Raw genomic sequence first — 16,564 nt, 5'->3', positions numbered from 1 at the left:
ATTAATAGGCTTTAGTCAGAAGTTAGTCAAAGATTTAGTCCTGCCCTTGTCAGAGTCAATCCTTTGAACTTATCTTTAAAAGCCCTTGACTTAGATTCGGGCCAATTCGCGAGATTCGCTGCCAAAGAGGGGTTTAGGGTTCTATTTTTAAAAATAAAATAAGGTTGGATTAAAGGCTTACCCTTTTATCAAAGGATGACAAGAGTTGATAAAGCCAAGACAAAAAATAATTATAACTAATAAGTTTTAGTCAGAAGTTAGTCAAAGGTTTAGTCATGCCCTTGTCAGAGTCAATTCTTTGAATTTATCTTTCAAAGCCCTTGACTTTGACCTATAAGCACAACATACCATTGCTTCCACAAGACATATATGTTAAAATTTTGAATATACAAAGATAAGGAGTTGATAAGTATGAAAGTGAAAAAAGCAGTAATCCCAGCAGCAGGGCTAGGAACTAGATTCCTACCAGCAACCAAAGCCCAGCCAAAGGAGATGCTACCGATAGTAGACACACCTACAATCCAGTATATCGTCGAAGAGGCAGTAGAATCGGGTATCGAAGATCTTATCATAATCACAGGACGACATAAAAGAGCAATCGAAGATCACTTCGATAAGAACATAGAGCTAGAAATGGCACTAGAGAGAAAACAGAAACTAGAGATGCTTGAACAGATCAAAGATATCTCAAGCCTGATCAATGTCCACTATGTTCGCCAAAAGGAAGCCAAAGGCCTAGGCCATGCCATCCTTTGTGCCAAAACCTTCATCGGCAACGAACCCTTTGCAGTCCTACTAGGTGATGATATCGTCAAAGCCAAGAAGCCTGTAACCAAACAGCTGATCGAAGCCTTCGAAGAAAAACAATCAACAGTTATCGGTGTCCAGAAGGTCAAAGACGAGAATGTAAGCAAATATGGTATAGTCGAGTATTCTAAGAACAATGGCGACTTATATAAAGTAGATGGCCTTGTAGAAAAGCCAGAGCTAAAAGATGCCCCATCTAATATAGCTATACTGGGTCGATACATCATAACCCCAGAGATCTTTAACATCCTAGAGTCAACACCTCCAGGCAAAGGCAGCGAAATCCAACTAACCGATGCCCTAGTGGAGTTAATGGACAAAGAAGACATCTACGCCCAAGTATTCAGCGGCAAGAGATATGACATAGGTAACAAACTAGGCTTCCTAGAAGCAACAATAGAATTCGCACTAGATCGAGAAGACATAGGCGGACCATTCAGAGAATACCTATACAGCCTGCTACAACAAGAACTCCCATCCCTAGAAGAAATAGCAACTTCGAAGAGCAATTGATAATTAATAGTTGATAATTGATAGTTAAAAGATTAAGACCTAAATTAAATTAAAAATAAAATAAGGCTTTAAAAGCCAAAGATAAAAGGCTTATACTCTGCGCCCTGAGGGAGGACATTTGAAATTGAGATTCCACGAGGGGTTTATGATTGTTATAAACCCTGAGGAACGACTGAGGAAGTGCCCTTGGGGTGACAAAAGCCCGATAAGAGCCGACAAGGTCCAGACAAAAGATTAAAATAAAAATAATTAATAGGTTTTAGTCAGAAGTTAGTCAAAGGTTTAGTCGCGCCTTTGTCAGAGTTAAATATTTTGAATTTAGGTTTTAAAGCCCTTGACCTAGATTCGAGACGATTCGAGTAAATTCACGAGATTCGTTGCCAAAAAATATCTTTTAAGATTTTAAGGTTTTAAGAACTATAAAATAAGGAGTGAATTATATATGAAAATAGCAGTCGCAGGGACAGGCTATGTAGGACTATCAAACGCCGTCCTTCTAGCACAGAACAACCAAGTAGTAGCCCTAGACATCGTCAAAGAAAAAGTAGATCTCATCAACAACAAGAAATCACCAATCGTTGATGCAGAGATCCAAGACTACCTAGCCAACAAAGAACTAGACCTAAAAGCAACCCTAAACAAAGAAGAAGCCTACCAAGGTGCCCAGTACATAATAATCGCTACACCAACCGACTACGACACTGAGAATAACTTCTTCAACACCAAATCAGTCGAAGCCGTAATCGAGGACGTTTTAGAGATTAACTCAGAAGCAACAATGATCATTAAATCTACCATCCCAGTAGGTTACACAAAAGAAATCAAAGAAAAGTATAACACCGATAACATAGTCTTCTCACCAGAGTTTCTAAGAGAAGGGAAAGCACTTTACGATAACTTATATCCTTCACGAATAGTAGTAGGAGAAAAGTCAGATCGTGCCCAGCAATTCGCCGATCTTTTAGTAGAGGGAGCAATCAAAGAAGATATACCAGTACTGTTTACCGACTCCACAGAAGCAGAGGCCATCAAACTCTTTGCCAATACCTACTTAGCTATGCGAGTATCCTACTTCAACGAGTTAGATACCTATGCAGAACTAGAAGGCTTAGATGCCAAACAGATCATTGACGGTGTTGGGCTAGACCCAAGAATCGGTGACCATTATAACAACCCATCCTTCGGCTATGGTGGATACTGCCTACCAAAGGATACCAAACAGCTAAAAGCCAACTACGAAGGAGTACCAAATGATATCGTTAAAGCCATAGTAGCTTCTAACGATACTAGAAAAGACCATATAGCTGACAGGATTCTAAGTAAAGAACCACAGACAGTTGGCGTCTATAGATTGATTATGAAGTCAGGCTCAGACAACTTCAGAGCCTCAGCAATCCAAGGGGTAATGGATAGACTCAAGTCCAAAGATGTAGAGATAGTAATCTACGAACCAACCCTAGAAGAAGCTGAGTTCGCCGGTTTCAAGGTAGTCAAAGACCTAGACCAGTTCAAAAAAGATTCTGATGTAATCGTAGTAAACAGAATGAACGAAGAACTAGGCGATGTAAATGATAAGGTCTATACCAGAGATCTATATCGAAGAGACTAAAGGGCCAAGGGATAAGGGATTCACTTATATTTATAGGGCCAACGATTTCAAAAATCGTTGGTTCTTCGCTTTTTGGAGGTAGTAAAAAAACAAAAATCAAAGTCTTAGACGCTGACTAAGTTCGGACAAGACCCGACAGGGTCAGGACAAGAGATTAAATAATTAAAATTAAAAAAGGTTTAAAATCAGATTTAATCAGATCTAATCCTCCTTTATCTGTGCCAAGTCTTTGATTTACAGGTTTTAAGGGTTTTAGCTGAAGGCAGATAGCTGATAGCTGAAGACTAAACACCTTTTAAAACAACTAAAATATGGTATAATAATAAAAGGAGGTGCTATACAAATGAAAAAGTTCAACATAACAGGAACTTGCATTCCTAAAGAGCATTATACCGTCGATATTTCAAATAAACTAGATCAAATAGAAAAGCTAGTAGAAGAAGGAAGCTACTTTACAATAAATAGACCAAGACAATACGGAAAGACTACCACAATGTATCTATTATCCAAAAAATTAAGAAGAGAAGATTATCTTATAATACGAATTAGCTTTGAAGGCTTCGATAAAGAGATATATAAAGACCAAAAATTATTTATAGAAGAGCTTTTACTAACTATTATAGATAAGTTAGAATTACAAAGTGAAGAGGAATTAATAAAAATAATAGAAGAAAACCTAAGTAGAGCTACTAATATGCGCAGGCTAGGAAGGCTTATATCTAAGATAGTTAAAAATGATAAGAGAAAAGTGGTATTAATGATAGATGAAGTGGATAAGAGTAGTGATAATCAGTTGTTTTTAGACTTTTTAGGCATACTAAGAAGTAAGTATCTTTCTGCCAAAGAAGGTGAGGATTATAGCTTTCATAGCGTCATCTTAGCCGGGGTTCATGATGTTAAAAATTTAAAGATTAAATTAAGACCAGACCAAGAGCGAAAATATAATAGCCCCTGGAATATAGCAGTAAACTTCAATGTAGAGATGTCCTTTAACCCCAAAGAGATAGAGACAATGCTAAGAGAATATAAAGATGATAAAGGTATAGAGATGGATATACCCCAGATAGCCAGCAGGATATATTATTATACATCTGGTTACCCTTATTTAGTCAGTAAGGTAGCTAAGGTAATAGATGAGGATATACTATCCGATAAAGAGAAAAAGAAATGGGAATTAAAAGATATAGAAAGAGCAGTTAAGAAGATCTTAGAAGAAGATAGTGTTAACTTCGAGAGTCTGATTAAAAATCTAGAAAACAACAAGGAACTTCATAGGTTAGTCTATAGAATAATAATAGAAGGTAACAAGATTATGTATAACTCAGATAATCCAATAATAAACTTAGGAGAGCTATATGGTATATTTAGAAATGAAAGTGGTAGAGTAAAGCTTCATAATAGAATCTATGAACAGAGGATATATAATTATTTAATCTCTAAGGTAGAGACCGATGCAGATATGACAAGCTATAACTTTAGAGAAAACTTCATTCAAGAAGATGGATATTTAGATCTAAAGAAGGTACTAAGGAAGTTCCAATTATTTATCAAAGAGCAGTATAGCGACAAGGATCAAGAGTTTCTAGAGAGAAATGGGCGTTTAATCTTTCTGGCCTTTCTAAAGCCTATTATCAATGGCAAGGGCTTTGACTTCAAAGAGGTACAGATTTCACAGGAAAAGAGGTTAGATGTTATCATCACCTATCTTGACAAGAAGTATGTAATAGAGTTAAAGATCTGGCGAGGAGAGAAGTATCATCAAGAAGGCTTAGAACAATTATCAGATTATCTTGATATTCAAGGGTTGGATAAAGGCTACCTAGTCAGCTTTAATTTTAATCAAGCCAAGGAATATAAAGAAGAATTGATACGCAAGGATGGAAAAGAGATCTTTGCAGTATGGGTGTGAAGGGCAGTTGAGAATTGATAATTGATAATTGATAATTGATAGTTAAGACAAGTTAAGATCAAATTACAGGGCCAACGATTTCAAAAATCGTTGGTTCTTGCTTTTGGAGGTAGTAAAAAGATAAAAATCAAAGGCGTTTGGGCTGACTAAGTTCGGACAAGTGCCGACAAGGTCAAGACAAGAGATTAAACAATTAAATTTTAGGAACCAGGAATAAGGAACCAATAATCGGCAAGAGCATAGGTCAAAGTCAAAGGGTTAATGGTTTTTAAGTTGATATTTTGAATTTACAGACTCCAGATTCCTGATTCTAGACTACTGCTTTTAGTCAGATTTTAGTCAAAGGTTTAGTCGCAGGTCTTGTCAGAGTTAATGATTTTAAGGGGTTGAAAAATAAAAAAGCTTAAAATTAGATTTAATCGGTTTAGTTCAGAATTTTATCTGTGTTAAGTCTTTGATTTTCAAATCTATTTCTTCCTTTAAATTTAATTATATATAGCGTATAATAATATTAATAGAAGTATGATCTATAGGTAAAAGTATAAATGGAGGTGGGATAAATGAATTTTATTAGAAAGATAATAGATAGCAATTCAATAGCTACGATAATGGATTTGCCAGTAGAGCTAAAAAATAAAAAAGTAGAAGTTATCGTTCTACCTGTTGATGATGATCCCAAAGAAAAGAAGAATACTAAAAGTTTAAAAGGAATTCTAAATAAATACTCTAATCCCGATTTAATAAAAGAAGAAGAAGAGGCATGGCAGATGGCGGTGGAGGAGAAATATGAAGATAGTTGATGCCAATGTAATTTTAAGATATCTATTAAATGATGTAGAAGAGTTATCCAATCAAGCAGCAAAAATTATAGATAACAATGAAGTATATATATTAAATGAAGTCTTGGCAGAGGTAGTATATGTTCTTCAAGGGGTCTATAATTTAGATAAAGAAGAGGTAACTCAGGTATTAATAGAGTTTAGTCAATTGACTACAGTATCATTAGAAGATAAAGAAATAGTCACTCAAGCTTTGGACAAATATTCAAAGATAAAATTAGATTTTATAGATTGCTTATTATTTGCTTATTCTAAGGTAAGGGGAGATGAAATTTATACCTTTGATAAAAAGTTAAATAGAGAAATCAATAAATAGAATATTATTTATAGAACCAAGGATACCAAATCCTTGGTTCTTCGTTTTTGGAGGTAGTAAAGATATAAAAATCAAAGTCATTTACGCTGACTAAGTTCGGACAAGAGCCGACAAGATCAGGACAAGAGATTAAATAATTAAAATTAAAAAAGGTTTAAAATCAGATTTAATCAGATCTAATCCTCCTTTATCCGTGCTAAGTCTTTGATTTACAGGTTTTAAGTTTTTAGCATAAATCCCACAGCTAAAATCAAATAAATCTCTTGCTTTTTCACCTTATAAATTATATAATTAAGTCTGTGTTTACTTAGGTCTGTGGTTGAAAGTCGATGCCAGTCGCAGGCAAAACGATCCACGTAAGGTAGCAAAGCTACTGAGCATGGTGCGGCTTAGGGGTAAGTCCTACCTAGGTTAACTACATAATAGTAATACTAGAGAGAAGGAGTAGTAGATGACAACTTCTGCGAGACTTCCAGTAGGCGAGTGTGGGGGCAAAAACCAGGTCAGCTAGGTAACATACAAAGGAGAGGGGACAAATTGTCCTCTCTTTTTTTATTAGTAAGACAAATAATATAGTAATGAGTAAGATTAAATCCCTAAAAGATTAGACAATAAAGAGTTTTCTGATTTTTAAGGTCTTCCTCATCACTAATTACTCATTACTGTTAATAAAGCCACGCTTTATTAATATACAAAAATAGGTTATAATAGTAAAAAGGAGGATGAAATATGGGGCTAAAAGAAAGTCAACTTAAAAGTTTAAAAGATATCTTTAAATTATATAATAATATCAAAGCAGCTTATCTTTTTGGTTCATATGCCCAAGATAAAGAGCGTAAAAATAGTGATATAGATATAGGAATTTTATTAGATAAAGGCTACGACAAGATGATAAAGGTTGATATTCTAGCCAAATTAGCAGAATATGGCTATTGTGAAGTAGATTTGGTTATCTTAAATCAAGCTGATATAGTGACCAGATATGAGATTGTTAAACATAATAAAATTATTTATAAAAGAGAGGACTTTGATGCTAATACCTACTTCTCTTTTAGTATAAGAACTTTTTTAGATTTCGAGCCAATTCTAAAAGTCCAAAGAAAATATTTAAAGGAGCAGATACTAAATGGTTAATAGAAGTGTAATCCAAAAGAGGGTCAAGAAAGCAAAAGAATACTTAGATTTCTTAAATAAAATAAAAGCGGAATACTCTTTAAGAGAGTTTAAAGGAGATCAAATGGTCTATGGAAGCGCAGAAAGATTTTTGTATCTAGCCATTGAATCTTTAATAGATATAGGAAATCACATCATCTCTGATCAAAACTTAGGTAGGGTTGAATCCTATAGTGATATACCTAAGATTCTGTATGAGAATAATTATATTGATAAAGAGTTAAAAGAGGTATTTATTAAGATAGTTGGTTTTAGAAATATACTGGTCTATGATTATTTAGATGTAGATTTAGATATAGTTTATACTATTATCAAAAGAAACTTAAGCGATCTAAAGAATATAATGAAAATATACATAGAATTTTTATAAAACCCCTTGCATAATTATAACTAATAATGTATAATAATTAATAACAAATTGAGAAAATAAATTTAGGGGGGAATATAAATGAAAAAGTTAGTCTTTTTATCATTACTTATGTTTGCTGTTTTAGTGGTAGGGTGTAGTAATCAAGAAGGTACTACTTGGGAGAATGTTCAAGAGAATGGTTTAAGAGTTGGTATGGATGCAGCTTATCGTCCTTTTGAGTTCTATGATGAAGATGGAGAGATCACTGGTTTTGATGCAGACCTAATTAGAGAGATTGGTGACAGATTAGATGTAGATATAGTACTTCAAGATGTATCCTTTGATGGAATCATCCCTGGTCTTCAAGCTGGAGAGTATGACTTAATTATATCAGCTATGACAATTACTGAAGAGAGAGCACAGGCTGTTAACTTCTCAGACCCTTACTTCAATGCTGGTCAGGTAATTGCAGTTTTAGAAGATAATGATACAATTAATAATGAAGGTGATCTAAAAGGTAAAAGAGTAGGTGTACAGTTAGGTACCACAGCGGATCTTTTAGTAAGTGAGATGGATGGTATTGATATTGTAAGATATGATACTATTCCTGAAGCTTTTATTGATTTAGATAATGAGAGAGTAGAGGCGGTTGTTAATGATTTACCAGTAACAGCTGCTTATATACAAGAAAGAGGTAGAGCTAAGATTGTTGGAGAGCCATTTACAGAAGAGTTCTATGGTATGGCTATGAGACAAGGAGACGAAGATTTATTAGAAAACATCAATGAAGCTTTAGCCCAGATTAAAGATGATGGAACCTATGACCAAATCTTTGCTAAATGGTTTAAATAGAGCGAGCAGGAGTTTAAAGTAAAAAAGTAGTGAGCCTTCATCCGCTCACGGAGAGTTTTTGGATTTTTAAAAACTCGTAGGGATCTTTTTAAGCGAGCAGGAGTTTAAAGTAAAAAAGTAGTGAGCCTTCATCCGCTCACGGAGAGTTTTTGGATTTTTAAAAACTCGTAGGAATCTTTTTAAGCGAGCAGGAGGTCAAAGAGTAAAGAGTAGATAATAGATAAGCAGTGAGGTTAAATGCCTTGCTGCTTTTTTTTATTAATAAAGCTATGCTTTATTAATAGTGTCGGTGTCAGTGTGAGTGTTAGTTAAGAGCAGAGTCTAAAGAGCTAGATTTTACTGACACCGACACAGACACTGAAACTATTAATAATTTCTTGAATAAATAATCAAATTAATGTATAATTATTTTGGCGAATGAAAAAAAGAAAATAAACAAGTGCTTAAAAAAGAGAAAGGACGTGACATATATATGTTAGTTGATAAGATTGAAATTTTACAGCAAGCTTTTCCTCATCTAATGAGAGGGGCAGCTGTTACAGTTAGAATTACTACCTTTGCTGTTATGATAGGAATTGTGATAGGTACTATATTAGGACTAGCTAGAGTCTCTAAAAGCAAGATTCTTCAAGGGGTATCTAAGACTTATATTGAATTCTTTAGAGGAACACCTTTATTGATTCAGTTATTCTTATTACACTTTGGACTTCCTAATATTGGGATAGATCTAGGTAATTACCTTGCAGCTATTTTAGGTTTAGGCTTAAATAGTGGTGCTTATGTAGGTGAGATTGTTCGATCAGGAATCATATCAATAGATAAGGGCCAAATGGAGGCAGCTCGCTCTTTGGGTATGTCCTATTATGAAGCAATGAGATATGTAATTTTACCTCAAGCAATTAAGAGGGTAGTACCTCCTTTGGGTAATGAGTTTATTGCTTTATTAAAGGACTCTTCTTTGGTATCAATAATTGCCGTTCAAGATTTGACTAGGCAAGGAAGGTTAATTATCAGTAGAAACTACGAGTCATTTTTGATCTTTTCTGCAGTTGCAGTCATCTACTTTGTAATGACCTTTATGATGACAAGGCTGGTAAATTGGGCTGAAAGGAGGCTGAGCGTAAGTGATTAAGGTTAAGGATTTGCATAAGAGCTTTGGTGATTTGGAAGTATTAAAAGGGATAGATGAAGAGATAACTAAGGGAGAGGTAGTTGTTGTAATTGGGCCAAGTGGTTCAGGTAAGAGTACCTTCTTAAGATGTTTAAATCTTTTAGAGGATATTACTGCAGGAGAGGTCTTTATTAACGGAGCGCAGATTAATTCTCCTCAGGCTAATATAAATGAAATTCGACAGAATACAGGGATGGTATTTCAACACTTTAACCTCTTTCCTCACAAGAATGTCTTGGATAATATAACGTTGGCCCCAGTAAAAGTTAAAGGTGTAAAAGAGAAGAAAGCAGAAGAGATTGCTTATGATCTATTAAAGAAGGTAGGCTTAAAAGATAAGGCTATGGCTTATCCAAGCCAATTATCTGGAGGACAGAAGCAAAGGATTGCCATTGCTAGAGCTTTAGCAATGCAACCAGAGGTAATGTTATTTGATGAACCTACGTCAGCTTTAGATCCAGAGATGGTAGGAGAGGTATTAGCAGTTATGAAGGAGTTGGCCCATGAAGGTATGACAATGGTAGTTGTTACCCATGAGATGGGGTTTGCTCGAGAAGTGGGAGATAGAGTACTATTTATGGATGCTGGAGTAATAGTTGAAGCTGATAATCCAGAGAATATATTTAGCAATCCTCAAGAGGAAAGAACCAAATCCTTCTTAGCTAAGATATTATAAAGTTACTTTAGGATGTAGAGATGGTTTTTCGGGTAAAAATTAAAAAATTTTGGAATTTTGTTGACACTGATTAATAGTTGTGTTATAGTTATATATGGAAAGTGATAGAAAGTCACTTAATAGAAACAAGTAATTAGGAGGAATGAAAGAATGAAATTAGAAGGAAGCGTAAAATGGTTTGACAATGAAAAAGGTTATGGTTTTATTGAAAGAGAAGCTGGAGAAGATGTATTTGTACATTTTTCAGCTATCGAAGGTGACGGGTTCAAATCTTTAGACGAAGGTCAAGCTGTAGAGTTTGAAATCGTTGAAGGCGAAAGAGGACCTCAAGCTGACAAAGTAAGTAAGCTGTAATTTAGTTAATTAAGCTGTAAGTTTTGTTTATATAGTTTTATATAGATGAAAACAGCAAGGCTTCGGATTTTTATCCGGGGTCTTTTTTATTTTTTGCAAGGGAATTATACTCTTTAAGATCTAATGATTGATTTATATAAATTTCAAATATATATTAATTCACCAAAACTTAAATCTTATCTCACACATTTATCACATTTAACCTTTATAATTATAAATGTAAATAAGGTAAGGGGGTTGGAAAATGCTTAAAAAAATATTGACTTTTGCAATAGTTTTGGTGGTGGCTTTTGCTTTAATAGGATGTGCAGTACCAGAAGGTGAACAGATGAGTGAAGAAGACTTCCAGCAACAACAGCAAGAAGAAGAGTTAAACCCATTTGAAGAAGAAGATTCAGAATTTTAATAATTACTATAATTAGGGGGTTAAATTTTGTATAAAAACAAGAAGTTATTAGTTATAGGTGGTTTTTTAGTATTTGCTCTATTATTTAGTTTTAATAGTTTTACTCAAGCATCAGAGGCTGACGTAGGATATGTTAACTTTGAAGAGGTTTATGAAAACCATCCAAAGGTAGTAGCAACAAATCAGCAGTTCCAACAAGAAGTTCAGGTTGTTCAATCTGAATTCCAAGACAGATTGGCAGGTTTAGATCAAGAAAAAGATATGGAAGAGATTAACCAAGTTGAACAAGAGTTTCAGCAGGAGGTTAATGAAATTAGATCTGAGATAAGTGGAGGCTTAATGGAGAAAGTAGAGAGTGATTTAGAAGATGTAAGGAAAGATTTAGGATATGACTTAATCTTAAATAGCGAGATTATCCTTAGTGGAGGAGAAGATATTACTACTGAGGTAATCAATTATTTTGGAAGTCTATAATTTAAGATAAGATAAGAAGGGGCTTATTTATAATAGTTTATAATTCAAGGAGTAAGTATAAGAGAATAAGCCCTTTATAACTATATATTAATAGAAATTTTCATCTTGCCCCATTAGTTAAATAGAAGGGGTATTTAGGTCTAAATTTAAACTACTAGAGTGCAAATCTTTTATTAGATGTGTAATAAAATTGCTCTGTGAGAAAGACCAATTTCTTGATTTAATTTAGTATTGCAATTTAGGAAAAATAAATTTCAGAAAAAAAAGGGTTTTTTATTTGTTTACAGAAATAATAATAGTATAGTAAAGATAGATATTACCTGGGAAGGAGTTGGTCTAGTTATGAAATTTATGGTTAGAGGAAAGAATTTAGAAGTAACTGAAGCTCTAAGAGGGTATGCTGAAGAAAAGGTTGGGAAGATAGAAAAGTATTTTGAAGAGGATACAGTAATAGAGGCACAGATCTCCCTGGAGGTTGAAAGAGGAAGACATATAGTTGAGGTTACTCTTTTTGTAGATGGGTTAATCTTACGTGGTGAAGAAAGAAGCAATGATATGTACGCATCTATTGACGGTGTAATTGAAAAATTAGAAAGCCAAGTTCGTAAATATAAAACTCGTATTCACAGTAAGTTAAGAAGAGAGAAAGATAAATTCGGAAAAGGTTTAAAAGCTAAATTGAATAAAGAGGAAACTGAAGATAGTCCAAAGATTGTCAAGACTAAACAGTTTGCTATAAAACCAATGCCTGTAGAAGAGGCTGTTATGCAAATGGATCTATTACAACATGACTTTTACGTCTTCTCAAATGCTAAGACTGAAGAGGTAAATGTTGTTTATAAAAGAAATGATGGAAATTACGGTTTAATTGAACCTACTTTCTAAGAATATATGTATAGAGGCTAGCTCTAGAGCTAGCCTTTTTTAGTGTTTGGTTATATTTAACAGGTTAAATTTTCAATGAATTCAAATAAAGAGCTTGATAGAAGTTGACAATACTTATATTGGAAGATAAAATTATAGTTAAATGGCACTGACGTGCCATTAGTAATGGGTAATGAGTGATGAGTAATGGGTAAAATTAAAATATCAAGAACTCTTATAAACTTTATGGAACAAAGGTATTTCTGGTTTTTGAGGTTTTACCCATCACCCATTACTGATTACTCATCACTAGTAATAAAGCTCAGCTTTATTACTATATAACGTAATTACAAACTAATTCAAGGAGGATATATAGAATATGTTGGGGATTTTAAGTAAATTATTAGGTGATCCTAATGAGAAAAAATTAAAGAAGATAAGACCTTTGGTCGATCAGATTAATTCTTTAGAAGATGGTATTGCTGCTTTAAGTGATGATGAATTAAAGGGGAAGACGGTAGAGTTTAGAGAAAGGTTAAAGCAAGGTGAGACTTTAGATGATCTATTAGCAGAAGCATTTGCTGTAGTAAGAGAGACCTCTAAACGAGTTACAGGTATGAGACACTATGATGTACAGTTAATTGGTGGAATCGTTCTTCATCAAGGAAAGATTGGTGAGATGAAGACTGGTGAGGGTAAAACATTAGTTGCTACCTTACCTGCATATTTAAACGCTTTATCTGGCAAAGGAGTTCACGTTATTACAGTTAATGACTATTTGGCTGAGCGTGATAGTGAGTGGATGGGCCAAATCTATGAATTCTTAGGTTTAGAGGTAGGAGTTATCTTACAGGATATGAATCCTCAAGAGCGAAAAGATGCTTATGCTGCCGATATAACCTATGGTACAAACAATCAATTTGGTTTTGACTACTTAAGGGATAATATGGCTTTAAAGAAGGATAACTTGGTACAAGGTGATTTAAATTTTGCTATCTTAGATGAGGTTGATAGTATCCTAATAGATGAAGCGAGGACACCTTTAATAATTTCTGGACCTTCACAGCAATCACCAGATTTATATTATAAGGTTGCTAAGGTTATTCCAAGGTTAAAAAAAGAAGAGCACTATACTATAGATGAGAAAGCCAAATCTGTTACCTTAACAGAAGAAGGAACTGATAAGGTAGAGGAGATTATGGGGATTGATAATTTATACGATAATAAGTATATGGATCACTTACACCATATAAACCAAGGATTAAGAGCTCATACTCTAATGAAGAAAGACAGAGATTATATAGTTAAAAATGGAGAGGTTCAGATTGTAGATGAATTTACTGGTAGATTGATGTCTGGTAGGAGATTTAGTGAAGGTCTTCACCAATCTATTGAGGCCAAAGAAGGAGTTCAAATTCAAAGAGAGAGTCAGACTCTGGCTAGTATTACTTTCCAGAATTTCTTTAGAATGTATGATAAACTATCTGGTATGACTGGTACTGCAAAAACTGAAGAAGATGAATTCGATGAAATTTATGATTTAGATGTTATTGTTATCCCTACTAATGAACCAGTTATTAGAAAGGATCATCCTGATGTTATCTATAAGACAGAGGATGCAAAGTTTAATGCAGTTGCCCAAGATATTAAAGAAAGGTACAAAAAGGGCCAACCTGTTCTAGTAGGTACAGTATCTATTGAGAACTCTGAGGAGCTAAGCAGAAGATTAAAGCAGGTTCATGTACCCCATGAGGTCTTAAATGCTAAGCACCATGAACGTGAAGCTGATATTGTTAAGCGTGCTGGTCAGAAAGGAGCAGTAACTATAGCTACTAATATGGCTGGTCGTGGTACAGATATCGTTCTTGGTGAAGGTGTAAAAGATCTTGGTGGATTACATGTAATTGGTACAGAACGTCATGAGAGTCGTAGAATAGATAATCAGCTAAGAGGACGTTCAGGAAGACAGGGAGACCCAGGATCATCCCGTTTTTATGTCTCTTTATCTGATGATTTGATGAGACTCTTTGGTTCAGATAAAATAGAGAGTATTATGAATACCTTAGGTTTAGAGGATGATCAACCTATTGAACATAAGTTAATTACTAAGTCCTTAGCCAATGCCCAAGCTAGAGTAGAGGGGCGTAACTTTGAGATTAGAAAGAATGTTTTGGAGTATGATGATGTATTAAACCACCAAAGAAAGGTAATCTATGATCAAAGACATCAGGTATTGATTGGAGAGAAGTTAACTGATGCTTTATTTAGAATGGCCGATGGATGGTTAGATGATATTATAGATCTATATATAGATGAAAAAGAAGAGCCAAGTAGCTGGGATTTAGATGGTTTGGTTCAATATATTAAGAATCAGTTAAAGGATTTAGAGTTAGAAGCTGATGATATAAGCGGACTTTATAAAGATAAGGTTAAAGATAAGCTCTTTGAAAACTTTAAAGAAGCTTATAAGGCTAAAAGGGCCGATTTAGGTATGGAAGGTATGGAAGAGTTAGAGAAGGTTGTAATGCTTAAGATAATTGATCAAAAGTGGATGGATCACTTAAAGGCAATGGATCAACTACGCCAAGGTATTGGACTTCGAGCTTATGGTCAGAGAAATCCTTTAGTAGAGTATAAGATGGAATCTTTTGATATGTTTAGAGAGATGAGTGCTTCAATTAGAGAAGATATTATCAAGTATTTATTTGCTATTGAAGTTGTAAGAAAGGATGATAGTGAGGATAGAAGAAAGCTTGACTATACTCATGGCCCTCTAACTACAGCTTACGATACTGCTGGCGGTAGAAGAAAAGGTAATACAGGAGGAGAAGAACAGAAGTTAACTCCTATAGTTAAAACTGATGAGCCAGGAAGAAATGATCCCTGCCCTTGTGGAAGCGGGAAGAAGTATAAGAAGTGTTGTATTAATAAGTGATAGTAGCTGCTAGCTATTAGTTCCTAGTTTTTAGCTAAGGGCTAGTAGCTAAAAGCAATTAGCTAAAAACAAGGAGTGAAATAGATGATAGAAAGTGAATTGAAAGCCAATTTAGAAGAGATGAAAGATAAGTTGATAGATTTGAGGGAATCTCTTTGACTATGATAGCTTAGAAGAGCGGAAGAAGAAGCTAGAAAAGAGAATGGCAGCTCCTGACTTTTGGGATGATAGTGATAAGGCTCAGCGGATAGCTCAGAGATTAAGTGCAGTTAAGAGTAAGTTAGATGACTTTGATGGTCTTTGGGAGGAAGTTGAGGAGTTAGAATTGTTACTAGAGATGGCTATAGAGGAAGATGACAAAGGTGTGATAAAAGAGGTAGAAAAAAGGGCCAACAAACTTGCTCCGGCAATAGAGAAGTTGGAACTAAAGACTCTATTATCTGGAGATTATGATCAAAATAATGCTTTGCTATCCATCAACCCAGGTGCTGGTGGGACCGAGTCCCAGGATTGGGCAGAGATGCTACTTAGAATGTACACTAGATGGGCTGAGGGTAATGACTATAAGGTTAGTATCATGGAATTAATGCCAGGTGATGAAGCTGGGATTAAGAGTGTAACCTTACGAATCGTTGGCCCGTATGCTTATGGTTACTTGAAGTCGGAGAAGGGGGTACATCGCTTAGTTAGGATATCTCCCTTTGACTCTTCAGGAAGAAGGCATACTTCCTTTGCTTCAGTAGATATAATGCCAGAGGTAGATGATGATATAGAGATAGATATTGATAAGAGTGATCTAAAGATTGATACCTATCGAGCCAGCGGTGCCGGAGGTCAGCATGTTAACACTACTGATTCAGCCGTTAGGATAACTCATATTCCTACAGGAATAGTAGCTCAATGTCAAAATGAAAGATCTCAGCATAAGAATAAAGCAAGTGCTATGAGCATCTTAAAATCCAAGATATTTGAGTATATGCAAGAAAAAGAAGCCCAAAAGATTGATGAGATCAGAGGTGAGAAGAAGGAGATTGCTTGGGGAAGTCAGATTCGATCTTATGTCTTTCACCCTTATCAGATGGTAAAAGATCATAGAACTGAAGTTGAGACTGGAAAGACTTCAGCAGTTATGGATGGAGATTTAGAAGAGTTCATTGAAGGATATCTTAGACAGCAATAAGTATATAGCTAGCTAAAAAAGGCTGTGCCCTAGGGTACAGCCTTTTTTAGCTCATAGCTCATAAAATCATAACTATTATTATAATGGCATAGATATTAGGTATACTAAATGTAAGGTAGCTAGTAGCTTCTGGTTTC

General features: G+C 34.7%; 16 protein-coding genes. All 16 read left to right on the top strand.

Features of this window, described 5'->3' with window-relative positions:
• Positions 1–411 precede the first annotated feature (411 nt).
• The 16 genes from galU (at position 412) to prfB (ending at position 16,427) form a co-directional block, all read left to right on the top strand.
• Positions 412–1,320: a UTP--glucose-1-phosphate uridylyltransferase GalU gene (gene galU, locus HALSAC_RS0102990; protein WP_027339024.1), complete on the top strand. Its 909-nt coding sequence runs from the start codon at positions 412–414 to the stop codon at positions 1,318–1,320.
• A gap of 442 nt (positions 1,321–1,762) precedes the next feature.
• Positions 1,763–2,929, top strand: a complete 1,167-nt coding sequence (locus HALSAC_RS0102980; protein WP_027339023.1) for a nucleotide sugar dehydrogenase — start codon at positions 1,763–1,765, stop codon at positions 2,927–2,929.
• A 343-nt stretch (positions 2,930–3,272) separates the two neighbouring features.
• Positions 3,273–4,838, top strand: a complete 1,566-nt coding sequence (locus tag HALSAC_RS0102975; RefSeq protein ID WP_035571189.1) for an AAA-like domain-containing protein — start codon at positions 3,273–3,275, stop codon at positions 4,836–4,838.
• A gap of 560 nt (positions 4,839–5,398) precedes the next feature.
• A complete protein-coding gene (locus HALSAC_RS0102970; protein WP_027339021.1) occupies positions 5,399–5,638 on the top strand; it encodes a hypothetical protein in 240 nt (79 codons plus the stop codon).
• Positions 5,625–5,993: a type II toxin-antitoxin system VapC family toxin gene (locus HALSAC_RS0102965; RefSeq protein ID WP_027339020.1), complete on the top strand. Its 369-nt coding sequence runs from the start codon at positions 5,625–5,627 to the stop codon at positions 5,991–5,993. The genes HALSAC_RS0102970 and HALSAC_RS0102965 overlap by 14 nt, the downstream gene beginning before the upstream one ends.
• A gap of 729 nt (positions 5,994–6,722) precedes the next feature.
• Positions 6,723–7,127 carry a type VII toxin-antitoxin system MntA family adenylyltransferase antitoxin gene (mntA, locus tag HALSAC_RS0102960; protein ID WP_027339019.1) on the top strand — a complete coding sequence of 135 codons (405 nt, stop codon included), beginning with the start codon at positions 6,723–6,725 and terminating at the stop codon, positions 7,125–7,127.
• Positions 7,120–7,536, top strand: a complete 417-nt coding sequence (gene hepT / locus HALSAC_RS0102955; RefSeq protein ID WP_027339018.1) for a type VII toxin-antitoxin system HepT family RNase toxin — start codon at positions 7,120–7,122, stop codon at positions 7,534–7,536. The genes mntA and hepT overlap by 8 nt, the downstream gene beginning before the upstream one ends.
• A gap of 78 nt (positions 7,537–7,614) precedes the next feature.
• Positions 7,615–8,367: a basic amino acid ABC transporter substrate-binding protein gene (locus HALSAC_RS0102950; protein WP_027339017.1), complete on the top strand. Its 753-nt coding sequence runs from the start codon at positions 7,615–7,617 to the stop codon at positions 8,365–8,367.
• A 472-nt stretch (positions 8,368–8,839) separates the two neighbouring features.
• Positions 8,840–9,499, top strand: coding sequence for an amino acid ABC transporter permease (locus tag HALSAC_RS0102945; protein WP_027339016.1), 660 nt, complete (start codon positions 8,840–8,842; stop codon positions 9,497–9,499).
• Positions 9,492–10,214 (top strand): amino acid ABC transporter ATP-binding protein, encoded by a 723-nt coding sequence (locus tag HALSAC_RS0102940; RefSeq protein WP_027339015.1) that lies wholly within the window; start codon positions 9,492–9,494, stop codon positions 10,212–10,214. Before HALSAC_RS0102945 ends, HALSAC_RS0102940 begins: the two co-directional genes overlap by 8 nt.
• A 150-nt stretch (positions 10,215–10,364) precedes the next feature.
• Positions 10,365–10,568, top strand: a complete 204-nt coding sequence (locus tag HALSAC_RS0102935; RefSeq protein WP_027339014.1) for a cold shock domain-containing protein — start codon at positions 10,365–10,367, stop codon at positions 10,566–10,568.
• Positions 10,569–10,812: 244 nt separating this feature from the next.
• Positions 10,813–10,974, top strand: coding sequence for a hypothetical protein (locus tag HALSAC_RS16980; RefSeq protein ID WP_156924124.1), 162 nt, complete (start codon positions 10,813–10,815; stop codon positions 10,972–10,974).
• Between the two features lie 27 nt (positions 10,975–11,001).
• Positions 11,002–11,448: an OmpH/Skp family outer membrane protein gene (locus HALSAC_RS0102925; RefSeq protein WP_027339013.1), complete on the top strand. Its 447-nt coding sequence runs from the start codon at positions 11,002–11,004 to the stop codon at positions 11,446–11,448.
• A 342-nt stretch (positions 11,449–11,790) separates the two neighbouring features.
• Positions 11,791–12,333 carry a ribosome hibernation-promoting factor, HPF/YfiA family gene (gene hpf, locus HALSAC_RS0102920; RefSeq protein ID WP_027339012.1) on the top strand — a complete coding sequence of 181 codons (543 nt, stop codon included), beginning with the start codon at positions 11,791–11,793 and terminating at the stop codon, positions 12,331–12,333.
• A gap of 358 nt (positions 12,334–12,691) precedes the next feature.
• Positions 12,692–15,247 (top strand): preprotein translocase subunit SecA, encoded by a 2,556-nt coding sequence (gene secA, locus HALSAC_RS0102915; protein WP_027339011.1) that lies wholly within the window; start codon positions 12,692–12,694, stop codon positions 15,245–15,247.
• Between the two features lie 84 nt (positions 15,248–15,331).
• Positions 15,332–16,427, top strand: a protein-coding gene (gene prfB, locus HALSAC_RS0102910) for a peptide chain release factor 2 (RefSeq protein ID WP_156924123.1) whose coding sequence is annotated in 2 segments (ribosomal slippage) — positions 15,332–15,403 and positions 15,405–16,427 — 1,095 coding nt in all. Because the reading frame shifts where the segments join, the coding sequence is not laid out codon by codon here.
• Positions 16,428–16,564: the final 137 nt, after the last annotated feature.

The organism is Halonatronum saccharophilum DSM 13868 (assembly GCF_000517025.1).
In the GTDB taxonomy this organism is placed as follows: domain Bacteria; phylum Bacillota; class Halanaerobiia; order Halobacteroidales; family Halobacteroidaceae; genus Halonatronum; species Halonatronum saccharophilum.
Note: the sequence above shows the minus strand (reverse complement) of the source record. Positions and strands in the feature narration are given on the sequence as shown.